Source organism: Fructobacillus evanidus, assembly GCF_963580165.1.
GTDB lineage: Bacteria > Bacillota > Bacilli > Lactobacillales > Lactobacillaceae > Fructobacillus > Fructobacillus evanidus.
Genome location: NZ_CAUZLM010000001.1, coordinates 174,762 through 194,854, shown reverse-complemented (window position 1 = coordinate 194,854; position 20,093 = coordinate 174,762). Strand labels below are relative to the sequence as shown.

General features: G+C 46.7%; 17 protein-coding genes. 1 reads left to right on the top strand and 16 read right to left on the bottom strand.

Going from position 1 to position 20,093, the window contains the following annotated elements; translation table 11 throughout:
- Positions 1–196: 196 nt before the first annotated feature.
- The 9 genes from AABI08_RS01100 to AABI08_RS01060 form a co-directional block, all read right to left on the bottom strand.
- Positions 197–1,519: a 2-hydroxycarboxylate transporter family protein gene (locus AABI08_RS01100; protein ID WP_168778473.1), complete on the bottom strand. Its 1,323-nt coding sequence runs from the start codon at positions 1,517–1,519 to the stop codon at positions 197–199.
- Positions 1,520–1,645: 126 nt separating this feature from the next.
- Positions 1,646–2,965 (bottom strand): 2-hydroxycarboxylate transporter family protein, encoded by a 1,320-nt coding sequence (locus tag AABI08_RS01095; RefSeq protein WP_338343112.1) that lies wholly within the window; start codon positions 2,963–2,965, stop codon positions 1,646–1,648.
- A gap of 68 nt (positions 2,966–3,033) precedes the next feature.
- Complete coding sequence (locus tag AABI08_RS01090; RefSeq protein ID WP_338343114.1) at positions 3,034–3,822, bottom strand: alpha/beta fold hydrolase; 789 nt, start codon at positions 3,820–3,822, stop codon at positions 3,034–3,036.
- A gap of 30 nt (positions 3,823–3,852) precedes the next feature.
- Positions 3,853–5,271, bottom strand: coding sequence for a triphosphoribosyl-dephospho-CoA synthase CitG (citG, locus tag AABI08_RS01085; RefSeq protein WP_338343115.1), 1,419 nt, complete (start codon positions 5,269–5,271; stop codon positions 3,853–3,855).
- Positions 5,272–5,375: 104 nt separating this feature from the next.
- Complete coding sequence (gene citF / locus AABI08_RS01080) at positions 5,376–6,914, bottom strand: citrate lyase subunit alpha (protein ID WP_338343116.1); 1,539 nt, start codon at positions 6,912–6,914, stop codon at positions 5,376–5,378.
- Positions 6,904–7,815: a citrate (pro-3S)-lyase subunit beta gene (citE, locus tag AABI08_RS01075; RefSeq protein ID WP_338343117.1), complete on the bottom strand. Its 912-nt coding sequence runs from the start codon at positions 7,813–7,815 to the stop codon at positions 6,904–6,906. Before citE ends, citF begins: the two co-directional genes overlap by 11 nt.
- Positions 7,815–8,108: a citrate lyase acyl carrier protein gene (gene citD, locus AABI08_RS01070; RefSeq protein WP_168778479.1), complete on the bottom strand. Its 294-nt coding sequence runs from the start codon at positions 8,106–8,108 to the stop codon at positions 7,815–7,817. The genes citE and citD overlap by 1 nt, the downstream gene beginning before the upstream one ends.
- Positions 8,098–9,159: a [citrate (pro-3S)-lyase] ligase gene (gene citC / locus AABI08_RS01065; RefSeq protein WP_338343118.1), complete on the bottom strand. Its 1,062-nt coding sequence runs from the start codon at positions 9,157–9,159 to the stop codon at positions 8,098–8,100. The genes citD and citC overlap by 11 nt, the downstream gene beginning before the upstream one ends.
- 40 nt (positions 9,160–9,199) lie before the next feature.
- The gene (locus AABI08_RS01060; protein ID WP_338343119.1) at positions 9,200–10,351 is read right to left on the bottom strand and encodes an NAD(P)-dependent malic enzyme; all 1,152 of its coding nucleotides are present in this window, start codon (positions 10,349–10,351) and stop codon (positions 9,200–9,202) included.
- A 297-nt stretch (positions 10,352–10,648) separates the two neighbouring features.
- Here AABI08_RS01060 and AABI08_RS01055 point away from each other — a divergent pair, with 297 nt between their 5' ends.
- A complete protein-coding gene (locus AABI08_RS01055) occupies positions 10,649–11,596 on the top strand; it encodes a sugar-binding transcriptional regulator (protein WP_338343120.1) in 948 nt (315 codons plus the stop codon).
- A 127-nt stretch (positions 11,597–11,723) separates the two neighbouring features.
- Here the strand turns inward: AABI08_RS01055 and brnQ are convergent, their stop codons facing one another.
- The 7 genes from brnQ to AABI08_RS01020 form a co-directional block, all read right to left on the bottom strand.
- A complete protein-coding gene (gene brnQ, locus AABI08_RS01050) occupies positions 11,724–13,091 on the bottom strand; it encodes a branched-chain amino acid transport system II carrier protein (RefSeq protein ID WP_338343121.1) in 1,368 nt (455 codons plus the stop codon).
- A gap of 167 nt (positions 13,092–13,258) precedes the next feature.
- On the bottom strand, positions 13,259–14,251 hold the full coding sequence (locus tag AABI08_RS01045) for an aldo/keto reductase (RefSeq protein ID WP_168778484.1): 993 nt from the start codon (positions 14,249–14,251) through the stop codon (positions 13,259–13,261).
- A gap of 2 nt (positions 14,252–14,253) precedes the next feature.
- Positions 14,254–15,180, bottom strand: coding sequence for an SGNH/GDSL hydrolase family protein (locus AABI08_RS01040; protein ID WP_338343123.1), 927 nt, complete (start codon positions 15,178–15,180; stop codon positions 14,254–14,256).
- Positions 15,177–16,145, bottom strand: a complete 969-nt coding sequence (locus tag AABI08_RS01035; RefSeq protein WP_338343125.1) for a ribose-phosphate diphosphokinase — start codon at positions 16,143–16,145, stop codon at positions 15,177–15,179. The genes AABI08_RS01040 and AABI08_RS01035 overlap by 4 nt, the downstream gene beginning before the upstream one ends.
- A gap of 98 nt (positions 16,146–16,243) precedes the next feature.
- Positions 16,244–18,910 carry an SF1B family DNA helicase RecD2 gene (gene recD2, locus AABI08_RS01030; RefSeq protein ID WP_338344080.1) on the bottom strand — a complete coding sequence of 889 codons (2,667 nt, stop codon included), beginning with the start codon at positions 18,908–18,910 and terminating at the stop codon, positions 16,244–16,246.
- Between the two features lie 82 nt (positions 18,911–18,992).
- A complete protein-coding gene (locus AABI08_RS01025) occupies positions 18,993–19,646 on the bottom strand; it encodes a histidine phosphatase family protein (RefSeq protein WP_338343128.1) in 654 nt (217 codons plus the stop codon).
- Complete coding sequence (locus tag AABI08_RS01020) at positions 19,643–19,984, bottom strand: cysteine desulfurase (RefSeq protein WP_338343129.1); 342 nt, start codon at positions 19,982–19,984, stop codon at positions 19,643–19,645. Before AABI08_RS01020 ends, AABI08_RS01025 begins: the two co-directional genes overlap by 4 nt.
- Positions 19,985–20,093: the final 109 nt, after the last annotated feature.

The window sequence follows — 20,093 nt, the reverse complement described above, 5'->3', positions numbered from 1 at the left end:
AAAGAATATAGTAATTTCACTCCAATCAGTCTCTAAACGAACTACCTTTACTTGTTTTATTAAAATTAGTTTTCGACACCATGGTAATTTGCGTGACCACGTCATTCTCAGTTTTTACTATCAAACTGAGAATGAGCACAACAAAAAACCGTCCTCACATTAAATGTGAAGACGGTTAACAAAGCGTTTTTGCAAATTAATGCAAAACCGTAATCAAGAGGCCACCTAAGATCAAGATGATAGCACCACCGATTCGGTTACCCATTTGAGCGAAGGCAATCAAGCCCATCCGGTCAGAAGCTGACAACACAGCAACGTTTCCAGTTCCACCCATTGAGTTGTTAATCATACCGGCTGAAATTGCTGATTCAACTGGGTACAAACCAAAGAGCTTACCCAAAAGACCACCTGCAATTCCAATCGTTACGACTGAAACTAAAGCACAAACAACCAACTGCCATGACAAAGTGGCGAGCAACTTGTTCATGTCAACCAAAGCTAATCCAATACCAGCCAACAAAGCTTGTGTTGTTGTAGAAACGATCAGATTTCCAAACATCACGGCTGAATCTTCATAGAACTTAGGAACTAAGTTCAAGGCCTTGGCTACAATAACTGCTAAGATCAAAAATGCGAAAGCGTTGATACTTGGTACCAAAGCGTGCAACAAAGTACCAACCATGTAGAACGACAAAGCCACCATCATTCCAACTAACATCTGTGAGTAGTTGAGGGCTGGGGCATCATCCTTCTTGTCAGCGGCCATGTCATCTGCTGATTTCAACAATTGACCTTGACCATTCATCTTTGACTTGGCAGTAAACTTAACCAACAATGATGAACCGATAATGGCCATCAAGTTTGCCAAAACAACGGCTGGGAACAATTGGTTCAAGATTGTACCTGCTGAAACATGAAGGGCTGACCCGTAAATGTTTGACAATGGCACAATACCGGCTCCAATTCCACCGGCCATCATTGGGAAAGCAACGTACAATGCAGTGTGATTAAAGCCAAGGCCAAGCAATTGCCCAACAAAACTAACCACAAAGAATGAAATAATCATTGCCCCAAAGGCTACTGGTAAGAAACGCACAGCTGATTTCAACAACAACTTACGATCCATCTTCAAAATGGCTGAGGTAATCAAAGCCACGATATAGAACTCCAAGAAGTTGACATCAGAAACAAAGGTATGAATACTTGTTACGGCTTCCTTAGGCACAATCCCTGTACCGGCTAAGATCGAGCCGGCAACAACGGCGAAGGCTGACCCTCCACCAAGGTATGAGCGCATGATTGGTAGGTTATTTCCAACATAGAAGAAAACACCACCAAGCATAACTAAGGCAAACATCGCACCAGCGATGTTATTTGGCAACAAACGTAGGCTCAAGACAGCCACCAACAAAATGGCCATCAGGATAAAGGCAACACCGCCAATACCCGCTACTTGAAACTTGCTTTCGATTTTTGAAAAGATTCCGGTGCCTTGCGACGCCTGTGATTCTTCAGACATTATAATCTCCTTTAGCAAAGCAACTTTTTAATAATACCACTCTTCAATTCAGATTTAAATAAAAAATGCAAGTTTCTTTCACAAAAAAAAGCAAACACAGGGTTTGCTTAGATTTATTTTAAATTGTCAGGCAAAAACTGTGACAAAGAAACCAGCAATTACCAAAACGATGGCACCACCAATTCGATTGCCCATCTGCGCAAAGGCAATCAAATTCATCCGGTTAGCAGCAGAGAGAACTGCGACGTTTCCGGTTCCACCCATCGAATTGTTAACTAAACCAGCAGTGACAGCCGACTCGACCGGGTAAAGACCAAAGATTTTGCCCAAATAGCCCGCCACCAAAGCAATTGTCACAACGGAAACTATCACACAGATAGCCAACTGCCAAGTCACCGTCTCTAATAAGGCGGATAAATCAAGTAAGGCCAATCCAACCCCAGCTAGCAAAGCTTTGGTCATCGTTTGCACGATCAATTGACCAAAGAGGACCGCGGACTGTTCGTAATAAGTCGGCACCAAATTGCTGGCCTTAGCAGCTATCGCCACTAAAATCAGAAAGGCAAAGGCATTAATGCTTGGCAACAAATGATGGAGCATCAGGCCAAGCAGATAAAAAGCCATAGCGACCATCATCCCCACCAGCAGCCGCTCAAATTCAATTTTCACAGGCTTTGCTTTTGTTCCTCGCATCTCACCCGTTGCCTTTAATAAGTCCCCGTGGCCGTTCCAGGGCGATTGCTCCGTATTTTTAACCAAGAGACCCGCACCAATAATTGCCAGTAAGTTGGACAGCACGAGGGCTGGGAAAAGCTGTGATAGGATTGGCCCTGCTGGCAACCCGAGAGCCGAACCATAAATGGTCGACAGTGGCACGATGCCAGCCCCCACACCACCGGCCATGACCGGGAAGGAAATATAGAGCGACGTATGCACAAAGCCCAATCCCAACAACTGCCCGACCAGGCCAACAACAAAGAAATTAGCGACCATGGCCAAGAAAGCAACTGGTAAAAACCGCACCGCTGATTTTAATAATAATTGTCGGTCCATCTTTAAAATGGCCGAAATAATCAGCGACACAATATAAAATTCCAAAAAATTGGAAGTTGAAATAAAGTTGCGTACCGTACTGATTGCGCTACTCGGTACAAGACCTAGCCCAGCAATAATGGCTGCGCCCACAGTGGCAAAAACCGATCCACCGCCCAAATAGGACTTAAAAATTGGCAAATGGCTACCAAGATAATACAGGGCCCCGCCGAAAATAACGAGTGTGAATAACGCCCCACCCATGTTATCGGGTAAGATATCCATCCAGAGGACCACAAACAATAAAAGGGTCATCAAAAGGAAGGCCGTTCCCCCTAAACCAACAATTTTCAGCTTGGCTTCGAAATTCGAAAAGAAGCTGATAGCACCTGACGGTTGTCTATCTTTCTTCATCTACATTCTCCTGCATCAATTACATCTGTTATCGTATCTAGGGGTATCTTATCACAAATTTTATAAAATTAATCAATAAATTCAAAAAATACTTGATTAAATTCTTCTGGAATTTCTAAATGAGGCAAATGGCCAGCTTTTTGTATAACTTTTAAAGAAGAGTGTTGGTTCAATAAATCTTCGAAATCATGATAATAGCCGATTTTACATAAAGGTGAAGCTCCGCCGGCAACAAACAGCGTTTTCAACGTACAATCTGCTAGGTCCTGGCGCCAATCTTCCAGCAAGTGATTCTTCATCAAGGGATAAGCTAAATCAAAATCGAAGGGATTTTTCACCTTATCCTCTTTCAACAATGCCTTAAATTCCGATGCAACCGGCACAGCGGTCAGGTGTTGCTTAATAAAGGTTTTAGACACGGTACCAAAAGTTGACCAAGTCAGATTGCGAATGCCGGCCGTCCATGTCCCCTCATTAAGAAGCTTGGGGCTCTCATCAACGATGACCAACTGTTTCAACTTTTCTTGGCCAAATAACGATAGATAGGCCCAAATAACCGACCCACCCATCGAGTGCCCGACTAGCGTAATTTCATCAATTTTCAATAGTTCAACAAGTTCATGTAAGTCAGCCGCTAGGCGAGAAACCCGCAAGTTCTTAGTCGTCCGTTCTGACTGCCCGTGTGACCGCCAATCCATCGTCACGACCCGGTAACCGCGGGCTTCTAGTCCCGGAATTTGATAAGACCATTCTGCTTGAATACCTGAAAATCCCGACAGTAAAACGGCAACGGGACCATCCCCCGCTCGATCTGTATAGTTAATTCGAACACCATCACTCGTTGTAAAAAAAGCCATTCCCATGTTCCTCTTCTTTGTTGATTACTATCATGATAACAAACCTGATAGGCGACTAATAAAAATAGTCAAAATCAGGTAATCCGCCGCCCCACCAATACTCAAATTTTGTTCAATCATCGTTTGGTTCAACGCCGTTAAATACTCTTGACCGGCCACTGTCTCAGCACCACCAAGGGCGAAAAATTCAGCCACCCAATCCTGCATTTGCTGAACGATTGCCGGCGTTTGCGCGCGCTTAATCAGCGTTGAATCCTGAATCGCCCCCGCTAGTGCCATTAGCGTATCCAAAAAGCGATTTGTCACGGAGCCCGGCCGGTCACGGAAAGTTGGCAGGCCAACCTGCGCTAACGACGGTAAACCGGCGGCAACCTCGCCCCGAACGCCTGTCAACTGGTAGGTCCGGTATTGATAATGGCCAGCCGTTTCTTCTTGCTGGTCAGTACGAGTCGGGCTCACCAAGTCATCATCTAAGACATTGGCACTGATTTTTTGGACGAGGTTTAAAACTGTTTGGAGGGTTGTCGACCGTTTATCCTGGATTGCTAAACCATAGGCGGCAATGAGAATCCCTAACGTAAAAATCGCCCCCTTATGCGTATTCACCCCATCTGTCGCCAGATACATGGCCTGCTCCGCCTTGACCCCTTCTGGTCGCAAGGCCGCTAGCAGTTTCGTTGCCTCCGCCTGACTAAATTTTTGACCCAGTTCAAAGGCCTTCTCAAAGTAAGGTCGGAGCACTACAGCCGAATCAACAAAGGTCATCACCGTCATATCATGGTGGGCACCTGCTGAAATTGGGTCAACCAACCCTGGCTTGGGCGCTAAGACCACTTCTTGCAGGCAAGCGGCAACGGCTGCATCAACCACGAAATCTTGCGACCATGCCGACAAGGTTAAATCAGTCACAAAATAGTCTCTGTACAACTGGTTGCTAGCCGCCTGAACCGTAGCAAGCGGATGGCGCCCTTCCTTAGCACAAACCTTCGCATCGCCATCACAAACCAAACAACGTCGAGGAGGCAGGCCCAAGTCTCGTCGTGAAAACTGATAGCCCTCCGCCCAATCAGCCATCACATCGCAGTCAAACAAACGGCCAAGGACAAATTCTTCCTCAAAGCGCAACAATTCTTGCTTCCATTTCTTCAGCTGCCCGTCCAAAACCAAAAAGGCCTCGGGGCCGGTTATGCGTTGGTCATCCACATGCACCTTTTTGATAGCAACACTGTCACTAACAACAGCCCGTTTAATGACTTGCCAGCCAGCCGAAAAGACCTGCTGAATCTTGGGGCTATTTTTAATTGGGCCAGCAATATTCAACTTCACCGCCACCACGACCTGGTCAGGAAAATCAGCTTCCAATTGTTGCTGAACGGCTGACCGCCACTCGCGATTAGTTAAAACTTGGTCTAAGGTAACCGCCTGACCACCGGCAAACAATTCAAGCATCTTCTTTCCTTTCAAACTGATTTCTACTGTCTATTCTAACAAAATCGGCTATCGACTACTGTGATAGAAAAGAGGGCCGGTTTCCCTGCCCTCCAAACTAACTGTTAATCTTGTACTTCCTTGATGACATCAATGAGAGTGCCATCACGATATTCGGCCAAGGCCACCACTCGGTCTTTAAAGGCCAACGGCTTAGGTCGACCAACCAATTTCTCTGCGCGTTGTTGCAGTTCTTCAATCGAATAGATTGGCAAACCTGGCACCTTGGCCAGAGCATCCTTTAAATCCTGACGCTTTGGATTAATCGCAATGCCGATTTCGGTTACCAATACATCAATCGAATCACCTGGCGTAATCACCGTTGTAACTGCTGGAACCACTGTAGCAATCCGACCACGAACCAAAGGAGCGGAAATAATCGTCAACTTGGCCGTTGCCGCATCCTGGTGACCCCCGATTGCACCCCGAATCACACCATCGGAACCCGACATCACATTCACGTTAAAATCAGTATCGATTTCCAGGGCTGAAAGAATGGCAACATCCAACTTATCAACCATGGCACCCTTGTTAGCCGGATCAGCATACCATGACGCATCGATTTCTTGCTGATTTGGGCTCTCTCGCATCGAGAAGGCCGCCCCCTTGTCGAAGTCCTGGACGTCCATAATTTTGGCAACTAGGCCCTCTTTCAAGAGGTCAACCGTTGGCTTCGTAATGCCACCCAAAGCAAAGGATGCCTTAATCTGCTTTTCAATCATTGATTGGCGCAAGAAGCGGGTCACGGCTAGCGCTGCCCCACCGGAACCAGTCTGAAAAGAAAAGCCGTCTTTAAAGTATGGTGAGTGCGTAATGACTTGGTTCACCATCTTAGCAATTTGCAGCTCCTTTAGATCCTTGGTGAAGCGAGTTGCCCCGGAGCCAATTTTGTCAGGGTCACCAACCTTGTCCACCTTAACCACATAGTCAACCTCAGTTTGCTGAATGGAAGCGGGGGTGTTTGGATAAGGCTTTAAATCGTCCGTAATCAGGACTAATTTGTCAGCATAGCGGGCATCCATCAAAGCATAACCCAAAGAGCCAAAGGCAGTTTCGCCGTCCATTCCATTGGCATTTCCCATCTCATCAGCATTCGGCACACCTAAAAAGGCAACATCAATTTGAATTTCACCGGACTCAATTGCCCGTGCCCGATTTCCGTGTGAACGGAAGATCACAGGATTTTTGAGAGCGCCATGAGAGATTGCATCCCCCAGCGTTCCCCGCATCCCAGAAGAGGTAATATTGGTGACAACGCCCTTTTCAATCGCTTCAACCACAATATCATTCATCACGTTCGTCAATGATGAAGGGGCTAACGAAAGATTTTGATACCCGGCATCAATGATTTCTCGCATTACCATGTTAAAGACAAAATCACCTTCACGAAAATGGTGATGGAAAGAAATCGTCATGCCATCGAAAACAGTATCATGGACAACCTGTTGAATCGACTCAACAACTTTACTAGGACCGGTTTGCGCCAGCACCTTTGGTGCCACCCTTTGAATTGTTGGATGACCAAAGTCGACTGATTCGAAACCGCCATCATGGTATTGGTTCAAAATTTCATCTGGAATTTCGCGCTGAACTTTATTCTTCAATGTTATTTCCCTCCTGATCAACAAGGTGGTTCGCCTTGGCCAAAGCCATTACTCGTTCTGCCCGTAACACAACTGGTCGGTCAACCATCTGACCGTTAATGGCAATCACACCTGATCCCTTTTGTTGGGCGGCCTTAAGGGCCATAATCACGTTTTGAGCGTTGGTAATCTCCTTTTGACTTGGTTGATAAACTTGGTTAACCAAAGGAATCTGCCGCGGATTAATCACTGATTTGCCATCAAAACCAAGTTGATGAATCAATTTGGTTTCCCGGATAAAGCCTTCCTCGTCATCCAAATTAGTAAAGACGGTATCAAAAGCTGCAATTCCTGCTGCTCGAGCGGCATGCAAAATGACATTGCGGGCATACAACAGTTCTTGACCATCCGGATAACGATGGGTCTTCATATCGGTTGTATAATCTTCGGCAGATAGCGCAATGCCAATCATTCGGTCAGAAGCAGCTGCGATTTCATTGGCATTGACAACACCCTTGGCCGATTCAATGGCGGCCATCAAGTGAGTCGAGCCAACTTCTTTGCCAAATTCCTGTTCTGCTGAAGCGACCAAGTTCTCGAGCTCCTGGACCATCTCAGCCGATTCCGTTTTTGGCAGACGAATCACATCAATACCAGCCTTCACCATCGCTTTAATATCGTTTTGGTAAAAGGGTGTATCCAAACCATTAATTCGAACAACTAGTTCAGCATCCCCATAATCAAAACGGGACAATGCCTCATAAACGAGGTAACGGGCGGCATCTTTCTCGGTGAGTGAAACCGCGTCCTCTAAATCAAACATAATCGAATCAGCCCCAAAAATTCCGGCATCCTTGATTAACCCCGGATTATTACCTGGAACAAACATCATGGTCCGTCGTAGACGTTCACTTGCAACCATTAGAGCACCTCCCACTGTGGCTGGTCAACTTGATCCAAAGCCCGTTGGCAAACCGTGATGGCCCGTGCTTTGATAACAGGATCCAAGGCCCCCTGGTCAACTACCTTAATGACAGCATTTTGAATGTCATAGGCAGCAAAAACTCCTTCGATCGTTGCTTGAATCTGGTCGCCAAACTGCTTGGCTACATCCGAAACCAAGTCAAATTCCAGGCCATTCGTGCCTTGACTGACCATGATTTGAACATCCGAAGATTCGAGGGTCCCCGCCAAGGCGGTTTTCTTAATTTCCATCGATTTTTTGTCCTTTCTTGATTCTTGCTTGTAAGTCGGTGAGGTGTTTTTCGATAAAGGATGCACTCGGCGCTGGCAACATGTCAGCCACATCCTGAACCCGACCAGTTTGAATGGCTTTCCGGACCGTACGAGCACTAATAACCTGCTGACTGCCTGCTGGCTCCGTCATTCTTGGTACCAGCTCAACCTGAACTTCTGGCGGTAGCACTTCTTGTAGCGCCTGATTATACTGATTCGTTGTTTGTGACAGTGGCTCCGTGCCAACATACCGACTTGTGATGCCCAATGGTTTGGCAATTTGTTCTTTAAACAACGTCGCATCGAGCCGCGTTTGATAAGAAACCCGTTGACTGTCATCTTTGAGAAAATAAGCCGGGAAAGACAGGCTGGAGACCATATAAGGTCCGCCAGTTGCCACTTTGACATTTGCCAAGTCGCTCGTCCCTTCCTGAACTAAACGCAATCGTTCTTCAGTCGTAAACAACGATTGGTCTTCCTCCACGACAAATACATAAACAAAGTCATTTTTCCGCGCTGCCGTCTCCACCAAGTACCGGTGGCCCTTGGTAAAAGGATTGGCATTCAAAACAACCGCTGCTACTCGCTTTGCTGAATCTGGCTTTTTAGGCAATGCCGCCCGAAAGCTAGCCACATTTGGCAAGCCCTTTTCTAAAATCAGACCCGCATTAGTCTTCGCCAAAGTCGCAAAGCCAACATGGACAAAGCTCTGTTCATATTGCACTTTGGTAAAAACAAATAAATGAAAGATGCCTTCTTGGGCCAGCGTCGTTTCCAGCGTTGACACCAGACGGTTAAACCTGGTCCCCCTGGAAGCACCAATTGCAGAAACGGCCAAATACTTCAGCGTTTGACCGGCAATTGACCCGGTCCCAACCATTTGCTCTCGGTCATCATAAATTGCAAAGGTTTGATCGAGTCCAGCCAGTTCTTGATCAGAAAAATCAGCAAGGCCCTGTCTGGTCAAAAACTGTTGCCAATCCTTTTTCGTAGTTGGGTTAGTCAAATAAATTTCTTGAATCGTTTCCATTACCGACGGACGCCCCACCTTCTTGCTTCAATCCACTACTTTAATTTTCTTCTTTGGCAAAAGCCAAGACCGCATTTTCCACTGCCGCCACCACACCATCATCAAAGACAGCGGGCACCACTTTTTCTGCACTTGGCTGCTCAACTAGGTTAGCCAGAGCTGTCGCCACATGGAGCTGCAGTGCGATGGAAACTGATTTTAAATCAGTAGCCAACAGGCCCTTAAACAGACCTGGAAAGGCCAAAATGTTATTCACCTGGTTGGCCCACTGAGAAGAACCAGTCGCAACCACAACAGCCCCACCCGCTTTGGCTTCATCCGGCAAAATTTCGGGTACCGGATTAGCTAAAGCCAAAACAATCGCCTTATCGGCCATTCGACGAACTTGTTCCGTTGACAAAAGGTGTTCATCTGACAAGCCAATAAAGACGTCTTGCTGGTCAATGACATCATCCAAGCTTTGCCCCTGACTTTGATCAACTTGCTTTGCTAAATCACGTTGGAAACGGTTATAGTCCTCATCATCTGGTCGAATGACACCATGGATGTCGACAAGCGTTTGCTTTTTAATTCCTGCGGCTAATAGTAGCTTCGCCGTTGCCACCCCAGCAGCACCGACACCATTAATCACAATTTTCAAATCCGTCAAGGGCTTGCCAACGAACTTAGCAGCGTTGATCAAAGCCGCCAGCACAACGATGGCTGTACCAGTTTGATCATCGTGATAAACCGGAATATCAAGGGCTTCTTGTAGTTGCTGCTCGATTTCAAAAACGCGTGGCGCAGCAATATCTTCCAAATGAATGCCCGCAAAGGATGGCGCCATTGTCTTAATCGTTGCCACAAATTCCTCGACTGGTACCTGATTCAACGCCATCGGCAGTGCATCGACTCCGGCAAACTCTTTATAAATCAGCGCCTTACCTTCAACAATTGGTAAGCCAGCCCCGGGGCCGATATTCCCTAAGCCCAAGACAGCCGAACCGTCGGTAATGACCGGTACTAATTTACCAGAAATGGTGTACTTCTTTTGATCCTCCGGTTGACGCTCGATTTGTTTGGCTAAGGCTGCCACGCCCGGCGTGTATGCCTTGGCTAAATCAGCTGCGTCCTTGATTGCAAAGGTCCCCTGAATCGTCAGGGCTCCTTGGTGGTGCTCATGAAGTGCAAAGACTTCATTCATATCTACCATATTGGCCTCCTCTGTTTTTGAAGACTTGAATTAAATCCTAAATTCATTTTAAATTGTGCATTGACGAATGTAAAGAAAAATATTTAATATTTTTACAATTAAAATGTATAATTAATCATTTTTCAATATTTAAAGTTTTTTACCATCTTTGAATTCGTCTTACTTTTAAAACATTTTACACTTTGATTGTAAATATCTTGAATTTTGTAGTAGAATCAATTTAATGATTTCTTGTTTAGCCCAAAAAAAGCGGGTTAAATTGAAGAAAATCAATAATAGAAGGAAAAGGATGACAATATGTCCACAACGGATCCAAACTTACTGGCACAGATTTCTGAAGACTACTATTTAAACAAGTTGTCCTTTGGTGAAATTTCGACTAAGTACGACGTTTCCCGGTACCTCATTAACAAGTACTTGACGGAAGCCGTGAAAACCGGCGTAGTAAAGATTGAAATTGCCACCTCTGCTAACCGTAATTCACAGTTAGAGCAAGTTTTTAAAGAAAAATTTCCAAACACAAATTGCTACATCATCCAAGATGACACCACAACGAGTGCCACTGAAGATTTGATTTCAAACTATGCAGCCAATTTAGTGGTCAAACACTTAGAAAACGGCCCCCATATTGTTGGTATGACATGGGGTGACACGATGTACTCACTGATCGATGCCATCACGTCAAATCCATTGGATCAGATTAAATTCACCCAATTTGTTGGGGAAAACATGAAATACAATTCTACGGCCGGGTCCGTTCGCATCGTTGAACGTGCGGCCAAGAAGGTTGCTGGTGAGTTCTTAACGCTCCCCGCTCCCCTCTACCTAGCCGATGATGCTGTCCGCAATGGCCTTTACGAGGCCGTTTCAATCAAGCAGACCATCGACTTGGCCAAGCAGATGGATACGGTTTTGACTGGTATGGGCACCATTGCCTCGCTTGAATCAATCGCCATTTGGAACCAAAACATCAACCGCCTCTTCCCAAATGTTAAATTGGGCGAAGTTGCTGGTATGATTTACGGTCGACCATACGACATCAACGGTAACATCCTAAATGTTGGTTCCGATAAAGTTGTTGGTTTGGACATGAATTCCATTCTCGCTACGCCAAAGCGAATTGGGGTTGTCCGTTCTAAGGCCAAGTCAAAAGCAGCTCTTGGCGCCCTTCGTGGTGGTTTTGTCACCGACTTGGTGATGTCAGAATCATTGGCATACCGAATTATTAACGAAGAAGTCGACTAAATTAATGAAAAGTCTACCCACCCCAAAATTTCGGGTTCCAGATCACTCGGTAGGCTTTTTTTGTTGGGCAATTATTTCAGCATACAAAAAAAGGAGTGAAAACGAAATCGTTTTCACTCCTGATTTTTTATGACTGTGTCTTTGTTCCAAACAACTTTTGGCAAATCAGACCAATCACAATGCCAAAGAAGGCAAAACCAATCCAGCCAAAGCCGGCACTAGCACCAAAAATATGGGCCTGGTACCAACCGACGTGAGTGGTTGTTCCGACACTATAAGAAACTAATCCACCAAGGTCCTTGGCAAAAGGTGCGTTCGACAAGCCATCAAAAACAGCTGCAATCAATGTCAAGCCCAGTGCCCAGCCATAGAGGAAGCGGCCTTGGCCAAGCCATGGTGACAGCAAGCTCAGTAGGATCAAAACAATCGCAATGGGATATAAGAACATCAAAATAGGCGCAGCCCAAACAATAATCTTATCAAGCCCTAGTGTGGCAACGATAAAGGCCAAAAGTGAGGCAAAAGCCAACCAACCTTTATAAGAAACCTTTGGCCAAACGCGGTTCAAATCGCGGGCAAAGGATGCCGTCAGCCCCATGGCCGTGGTAAAGACGGCCAAAGTGCCCATGACAGCAATAAAGATTTGACCAAAACGGCCGAAATAATACAGCATCACATTGGTCAAAGCAACGGCACCGTTACTAGAAATTGGCATATGGGCTAAGGAAGTCGTTCCCAGCAAAATCAAGCCCACATAGACCACAGCCAAAACAACCATCGACAAGGTCCCTGTCTTCACAATGACCGTCGCGATTTCGCCAGGCTTTTTATAACCTAATTTTTGAATGGAATGCACAATCGTCACCCCAAAAATCAGTCCGGCCATCGCATCAACCGTGTTGTACCCCTCAATAAAGGCCGGCGCAATTGCATTTCCCTGGTAGGCCGCTGTCACCGCTTGGTGAGTGGAACCCATTGGTGAAAGAATCGCCAAAATAAAAATGAATGCTAACATAACCAAGAAAATTGGGTTTAAGTAGCGTCCAATAATATCCAGCAATTTCGTTGACTGAGTTGATGACCAATAAACGAGGATAAAATAAACCAAGGCAAAGACAATCAGACCAATTTGTTGCTGACCCTTTGGTAACCAATTAGCAAAGGAGAACGAATAAGCAACCGTTGCCGTTCGAGGAGCCACGATGATTGGTCCCAAGCAAAGCTGTAAGGCCACCAAAAAAATCGTGGCCGGTCTGTGTCCTAATGGTCGAATCAAATCAAAGACGGATTCGGACCGGGTAACGGCTAAAGCAACCAAAGATAATAGCGGCAAGATAACCGCACTCAGCAAAAAACCAACCGTAGCAGGGCCCCATTGTGCACCCGCAATTTGTCCCAAGTGAACCGGGAAAATCAGGTTCCCGGATCCAAAGAACATTCCAAAAATCAATGAAAACAGGAGTAAGGCCTGTTTCCAACTAAGCTTCTTTTCCATTAATGTTAAACTCCATTCATGGCTATCTAAACCAACCAGCATTTTTTAGATAGCGAAATACCTAACAATTTTACAGGAAAAAGGCCGCTCTGGCTAGGTCAAAAAAACTTTATGCCACTTCAAGGCACTAAAAAAAGACCAAAAATTGGTCTTTTGTTTTTACATGATTATTGGTTAATAATTTGGTCAATTTGTGCCAATTCATCGGCAGAAAAGTCCAAGTTCTTCGTAAATTCAAGGTTGTCCATCAAATGATCAACTGATGATGTTCCAATGACAACAGAAGCAACCCGCTTGTCTTGGAGCAACCAGGCCAAAGACATTTGGCTCAGTGTCTGTTGACGACCTTGGGCCAACTCATTCAGCGCACGCAACTTAGCTGCCAAAGCATCGCGACCGTTTTCAAACAAGAAACCGTTGGTCTTGTGGATTGGGAAGTCTTCCGGTACGCCGTTTAGATAGCGGTCCGTTAACAAGCCTTCGGCCAATGGTCCGTAGGCAAAGAGTCCTGCGTGGTGTTGGTCCAAGATGTCCAACAAGCCTGAATTCTTCTGTTCCTGATTTAGCATGTTATAAGAAACCTGGTTACCGATAAATGGCGTCTTCAATTCCTTGAAGATTTCAGCAATGGCTTGTGTTTGTTCGGCCGTATAGTTTGAAACCCCAACATAAAGGGCCTTGCCCTGGCGAACCAAAGTATCTAAGGCAAGAGCAGTTTCTTCCAAGTTTGTATTTGGATCAAAACGGTGAGCATAAAAGATGTCCACGTAGTCCAAATTCATCTTTTGCAGTGAAGTATCCAAGGCGTTAATCAAAGTCTTGCGACCAGAAAATTCGCCCATTGGCCCAGGCCACATGTGGTAACCGGCCTTCGTTGTAATCACCAATTCGTTTCGGTAAGGCTTCAAATCAGACTTGTATACCTGACCAAAGGTTTCTTCGGCGGTTCCATTGTTTGGACCGTAATTAAAGGCATTATCAAAAGAGAAAATTCCTTCATCAAAGGCCTTCAAAATCACTTTACGAGAGTTTTCCAGTGGCTTGGTATCGCCAAGGTTGCGCCAAAGGCCAAAGGAAACGGCGGGGACAATCAAGCCCGAATCAGCGACTCGACGATAGGGCAACTTTTCATAACGATCTTCTGCTGCTTGGTAAACCATGTCTATTCCTCCAATACTGCTACTAACTGTTCTGCAATTTTCTGATGGGCCAACACGTCAGGGTGGTACGGTCGTGTCTGAATCCCCCACTGGTCCGCCCGAACAACGGTAAAGTTGCTAAAGCGAGCAACTTCAGCCAAAACGATGTCTACAAAGGCACCATTCCAAGGGGTTAATAAATAAAAATCAGCACCGTGGAACCGTTTCACCAATTCTAACAAATAGACGCGCAAACCAAAAGCGAATTCTTGGTCACTCGCCCCATAGTTGGCATCGTTTAGTCCGTAGGCTACAATCACTCGATCCGTTGCCACTCGCCGGCGACTAATCCCTTCCCCGACTTGCCAAAGGGCATCAATGGCCTTTGGCTCCTGGAATGGCGCCCGAGCGGTCAAGCCCGTTCCGCCATAGGCGATTCGGTTTAACGGGCGGCCAAAGTTCTTGGCCACTAAGGCTGGAAAGGATAAAGCCGGTTGGTGGCGGTCATGATTTGAACCGGCCATTGCCTCACCGGCAACAATCGAATCGCCAACAAAGGTCAGATAAGGCGTTGCTGCCTCACCGTCCTTGGGCAAGACAGACAAAAGTTCTTCATCCCCTGACCAAGTGAGGTCCGCAAGTACAAGTCCCGTCCGCCAAAAGTCAACCTGTCCCGTCTCCCACTGATCCAAAGTGAACTGGTAGTAGTGGCCAGCCTGCAGATGAACGCTGACATGGTCTGCAATGACCAACAGATCTTCTGATTTTTCCCCGTCAATCGTCACCGTCCAAACCAGGTTTGGATAATGCTTGGCAAAAGTCAATGTCAACGTGCCAGCGTCTTGCGTTTTCAGGGACAAATAGGCACCATACTGTGAGGTCAATACCCCGCCCTCTTCAAGTGCCGACCATTCCGGTGAAGCAAACTGTAATAAATCAGTTGTCATCATTTCTGGTCCTCACGTTGGTCTGGACTCAACAAGACCTTGGCCATCGATTTGTGGGCAATCACTTGACCAATCGCTTCGGCGAAGAGATTCGCCACTGTAATGACCGTCAATTTATCAAAGTGCTTTTCAGCCGGAATTGGTACCGTATCAGTGACAATTACACGGTCGATCACTGACTCCTGAAGCTTCTTAGAAGCATCCCCTGACAAGACGGCGTGGGTTGCCAAGGCATCAATCGTCTTTGCACCCGCTTTTTGAACGGCGATGGCCGCTTTGACCGTTGCCTCACCAGTATCAATCATATCCGACAAGATGATGGCATGCTTACCGGCGACGTTTCCAGTTACCGCTGCCTTCACCCGGGGATCCCGGTCTTGATCAACAATCGCCCATTGGGCGTGCAAGACTTCAGCCAATCGCTGGACTAATTTCAAAGTTGAAGAACCAGAGGCAACCACGACCACATCCGGTCCGACCAGGCCCTGGTCCTCGTAGAATTTCGCTTGAACGGGCATGGCAATCAGGTGGTCAACAGGAATGTCGAAGAATCCCTGCACCTGACTCGTATGCAAGTCCATCGTCATGACGCGCTTAACGCCCTGACTTTCCAACATATTGGCAATCAGGCGGGCAACAATCGGTTCCCGCGACCGCGTCTTGCGGTCTGACCGAGCGTAGCCAAGATAAGGAATAATCACGTTGATGGACTTGGCTGATGTCCGCTTTGCGGCATCGATAAAAATCATCAACTTGATAAAGTTATCATTGACCGGTTCACTGATGGGTTGGACAACGTAAACGTCAATCCCCCGGACAGAATCAACGATTCGTTCATAAATCTCGTTGTCGGCAAAAGTCTGAATCTCTACCGGGGCAACGGGCGTGTGTAATTGTTTCGCAATCGCCTCAGTCAAATCTGGGTTTGTACCCAAATCAAAGAGACGGTATTTCGGATTGGCGGTCATAAATACTCCAAAAAATTCAAGTTTGTTATTTTATTGACTGGGACCACTGCAAAAAGCAATCTGGTCTAAGACTTAATCTGCTACTATTATACAAAAATTTACCGCGATTCGGGCATAAAATCAGCTGGCTTTAAATCAGCCATGCCAACCATTGGGTCGGCCATGGCTTGTGTCAAAGTTGCCACCGTCAGACCACTTTCGCCAACCACTTGGTCGGCAGCCGCTGGCATCTGCACTACTGGGTCTTGCTGTGATGAAGACGTTAGTGACCGCTGGTCAGAGTGATTGAAATCCGCAAAATCTGAACCTGTTGCTTGAGCCTGCTGGGATGTTTCCTGCTTGGCTAGATCTTTTTGAGGTTGATGGTTCACTGGCCGCTCGTCACGGTCAATCGTCTGCCCCTGATGCTTAGCTACCCGCTCGTCACGGTCAACCGTCTGTCTCTGATTCTTAGCTACCCGTCCGTCATGACTTCCGTCCTGGCTACCTGCCTGCGATGCACGGGGACCCTGAGCCTTTCGCTCATCCTGCTGGCCGACCAGCAGCTCCTGCAAGAAGGTTTGCCGAACCGGTACCGGATGTGTCGCTGCGTAATCATACGCGCTGTAATCACCCACCATCACCAAGGATTCCTTGGCCCGGGTAATGGCGGTATAGACCAAGTTTTGATTCAACATGATTTTAAATTGTCCTGTTAAGACCAAAATCACCAGCTTAAACTCGTTTCCTTGCGCCTTGTGAATCGTTGTGGCGTAAGCCAGGGTCAGCTGATTTAAAGTCTTACTCGTATACCAGACCTCCTGGCCATCAAAGTCAACGACCAATGAATCCGCAGCCACACCAGGCTCCTTCTTATAGTGGATGGCAATCACCTGACCCATGTCGCCATTATAAATGTCCCGTTCGGAATCATTTTCCAACTGAAGAACCTTATCACCCAAGCGAAAGACGGTCTCCCCCTGTTGCAAAGTCTTTTGACCGGGTTTAACCGGATTAAAGAGGTCCTGGGCAATTTGATTCAAAGCCAAGACACCAGCCGGTGTCTTATACATTGGTGCCAAAACTTGGACTTGATTGGCCGTAAAGCCCTTTTTAACTGCTGCCTGCAGCACCTGGCTAACGGCTCTTGGGACTTGGTCAGCAGTGGTTAAAAAGGTTGAGCGATCCGACTGATTTTCCTGGAAATCCTTCGGCAAGATTCCCGCATTAATCGACTGAGCCAAGGCTGAAATGCTGGATCCCTTACCCTGGCGGTAAATCCGTTCTAAGGCAACGTGCGGCACGACCTGACTTTGAATCAAATCATACAAGACGTTGCCGGGACCAACAGATGGCAATTGGTCGGCATCCCCAACTAAGACGATATGCATATCCTTGGGCAAGGCAGCAAAGAGGCTTTCCGCCAAGGAGATGTCGAGCATGGAGGCCTCATCAATAATTAACAGACCACCGGAAATCGGATTATCGGCATCAAATTCGGCGTCATCACCGTCTGTAATACCGAGCAAACGGTGAATGGTGGTTGCTTCATAACCCGTAATCTCGGTCATCCGCTTGGCTGCCCGACCAGTCGGTGAGGCCAGCCGAACACGATTTTGCTTAACCCACTCTTTGTCGCGCCCTTGACTTTGGGCCTGGTGGCGGACCAACGCTTCCCAGGTCGCAACCAGCGTTTTCGTGACTGTTGTTTTCCCAGTTCCTGGTCCACCAGTTAGAACAAAGACCTGGTTCGTCAAGGCTGCTTCAACCGCCGCCCGTTGGACTTCATCTAAGTCCAGGTTTTCTGGGACCACAAAGGTGGTATCCACCAAGTCCGGGGTCGTCTGGACAGCTGATTTAGCCTTTAACAAGCTGTTAACCTTTGAGCTGACAAGAGCTTCCGCCCCTTTTAAATCAGTCGGGCTATAGTTACCGTCTTCATAGACCAACCGCTCTTGGCTTACCAAAGCACCGAGGGCCTGGTCAATGGCCGTTTGCATGCTTGAACTATTGCTCTGCAGGGTTGACTGAGCAGCCGAAAGTGCCTGGTCAACCGTTAAATAGGTGTGACCAGCCGAGTAACAGGCATTTAAAATTCCAGCATAGACCCCGGCTTGGATTCGGTCCGGATGGTCGTCAGAAAAACCGGCCTGCTTGGCAATGGCATCCACCTTTTTAAAGGGCAAACTATCAAATTCATAGACTAAGCGATAGGGGGTCTTCTGCAGAACTTCCTGCGCCTCCTCCCCATAGTGGTCAAAGAGTCGTCCCGCGACATCTGCTGAGAGGCCAATTTGGTGGCCAAGCAAAAAAAGCTTCTCCAGTCCCAAATTTTCTTGGAGCTTTTCGGCCAAATCAGCCGCGACCTTTGGCTTAACTATGCCGGTTAAAACGCTCGAATCGGCCAAAATCAAATCAATGGCATCCTGACCAAGGTGGTCGACAATTTTTTCCGCGGTCTTCTTCCCCACGCCTGGAAAATCGCCGTACGCAAAAAAGGCCACAAGCCCCTTCTCATCCGCTGGCATCTGATTTTCATAGCGAGCGGCCTGGAACTGTTGGCCATATTTGGGGTGCGTGACCAGTTGCCCATAAAAAGCATAAGTCGAACCAGGCTTAACCGAGGCAAAGGTCCCGGTAACAATAATTTCTTCTTCGTCCCAATCCTCCAAATCGGTCTCGTTAACCGTGACAGACAGAATCTTAAAGTACGAATCATTTGCCGAAAAAATCACGTTTTGCAGCGTGCCCGTTATTTGATTGTCCTCTCGAATTGTCCTTGCCATCGTACCTTCACCATCTTATGTATCCGCTCTTACTAGAGCGGGACCAGTTTTAATTGACCAAATTTTAGTCCGGTTCACCAACTTAAATTGTTGTACCGGCATCCTGATCTTTGTTCAAATAACTGGTTTCATTCCATTTTACCAAGTCAAAATCTTGGCCATTCTTTGTTTCAATAATTGTCGTTGACGTATTCGACAAGCCGCCCAATGACCTGATTTGGTCACGAGGGATGCCCAGCAAACTCGTCATTCCAAAGGTTAAAATCAGTCCATGAGCAACCACCAAAACAGCATCATCCGGATGGTTGGCGACAATCTCTTGAATCATCTTTTGAAAACGGGCAACCGCCTTCGTGTAGCCCTCACCATTAAAGCCCTGGCCTTCAAAACGCTCCAGATGGTTCTTATAGACATCATAAGCTTCCGGATAGTTTTTCTGCACGTCGGCCATTGCCTGGCCTTCCCATTCGCCCAAGCCAACCTCAACGATGTTGGAATGCAAAGAAAGCCGGGGATCGTTTGGCAAATCAGCCTGGATGCGTTCGGCAGTCACCTTTGCTCTTGGTAACGGTGAAGCATAAACTCGGTCAATGTGCTTGTCTTTTAAGAAACCGGCAACCTTCTTCATATCCTCATAAGAACCAGGCAAAAGTGGAGAATCCCCCTGTGCCCCTTGAAAGCGCCGTTCCAAATTCCATTCAGTTTGTCCGTGACGGACGAAATAAAAAGTTGTCATGATTGCTTTTTTAATACCTGCCGGTCTTCTAATTCTTGTAAGTAATAGCGATAAATCTTCACTAATTCGTCCTTATCAGCACGAGCAAAAATGTCGACTGGGGCGACATTGCCGGCTGAAACCACAACCATCTTAAAGCCGGTCAAATCTTTACTAACCGTGACCTTCAACTTAATTGATTGGTCGACTGGTAGGTCTGGTTGCAGCGGCCGTTGAAGAACAAATGCACCGGCATTGTTCGTCAAAAAACCAAGGTCCAGTAAGGCAAATTTTTTAATTTGTGGATCAATTTCATAAGTGCCATCGTTAGGGATGGTCACAGACTTTGCAAAAGCCATCGTTTTCTCCTTTACAAACTTCTATTTATTTAGCTAATTTCTTCATTGTCGAGTTCGAATCTGGGTAGGCGCATCAGGCTGCCAACCAATATCGACAGTTCTTGAACGT

Excerpts from the sequence above, each read along its gene's own strand:
- citD (WP_168778479.1), bottom strand. The coding sequence starts at position 8,108 with ATGGAAATTAAGAAAACCGCCTTGGCGGGGACCCTCGAATCTTCGGAT.
- AABI08_RS01095 (WP_338343112.1), bottom strand. The coding sequence starts at position 2,965 with ATGAAGAAAGATAGACAACCGTCAGGTGCTATCAGCTTCTTTTCGAAT.
- AABI08_RS01100 (WP_168778473.1), bottom strand. The coding sequence starts at position 1,519 with ATGTCTGAAGAATCACAGGCGTCGCAAGGCACCGGAATCTTTTCAAAA.
- AABI08_RS01090 (WP_338343114.1), bottom strand. The coding sequence starts at position 3,822 with ATGGCTTTTTTTACAACGAGTGATGGTGTTCGAATTAACTATACAGAT.
- recD2 (WP_338344080.1), bottom strand. The coding sequence starts at position 18,910 with ATGGCAAGGACAATTCGAGAGGACAATCAAATAACGGGCACGCTGCAA.
- AABI08_RS01060 (WP_338343119.1), bottom strand. The coding sequence starts at position 10,351 with ATGGTAGATATGAATGAAGTCTTTGCACTTCATGAGCACCACCAAGGA.
- AABI08_RS01025 (WP_338343128.1), bottom strand. The coding sequence starts at position 19,646 with ATGACAACTTTTTATTTCGTCCGTCACGGACAAACTGAATGGAATTTG.
- citG (WP_338343115.1), bottom strand. The coding sequence starts at position 5,271 with ATGCTTGAATTGTTTGCCGGTGGTCAGGCGGTTACCTTAGACCAAGTT.
- brnQ (WP_338343121.1), bottom strand. The coding sequence starts at position 13,091 with ATGGAAAAGAAGCTTAGTTGGAAACAGGCCTTACTCCTGTTTTCATTG.
- AABI08_RS01035 (WP_338343125.1), bottom strand. The coding sequence starts at position 16,145 with ATGACCGCCAATCCGAAATACCGTCTCTTTGATTTGGGTACAAACCCA.
- AABI08_RS01040 (WP_338343123.1), bottom strand. The coding sequence starts at position 15,180 with ATGATGACAACTGATTTATTACAGTTTGCTTCACCGGAATGGTCGGCA.
- AABI08_RS01045 (WP_168778484.1), bottom strand. The coding sequence starts at position 14,251 with ATGGTTTACCAAGCAGCAGAAGATCGTTATGAAAAGTTGCCCTATCGT.
- AABI08_RS01055 (WP_338343120.1), top strand. The coding sequence starts at position 10,649 with ATGTCCACAACGGATCCAAACTTACTGGCACAGATTTCTGAAGACTAC.
- AABI08_RS01020 (WP_338343129.1), bottom strand. The coding sequence starts at position 19,984 with ATGGCTTTTGCAAAGTCTGTGACCATCCCTAACGATGGCACTTATGAA.
- citC (WP_338343118.1), bottom strand. The coding sequence starts at position 9,159 with ATGGAAACGATTCAAGAAATTTATTTGACTAACCCAACTACGAAAAAG.
- citE (WP_338343117.1), bottom strand. The coding sequence starts at position 7,815 with ATGGTTGCAAGTGAACGTCTACGACGGACCATGATGTTTGTTCCAGGT.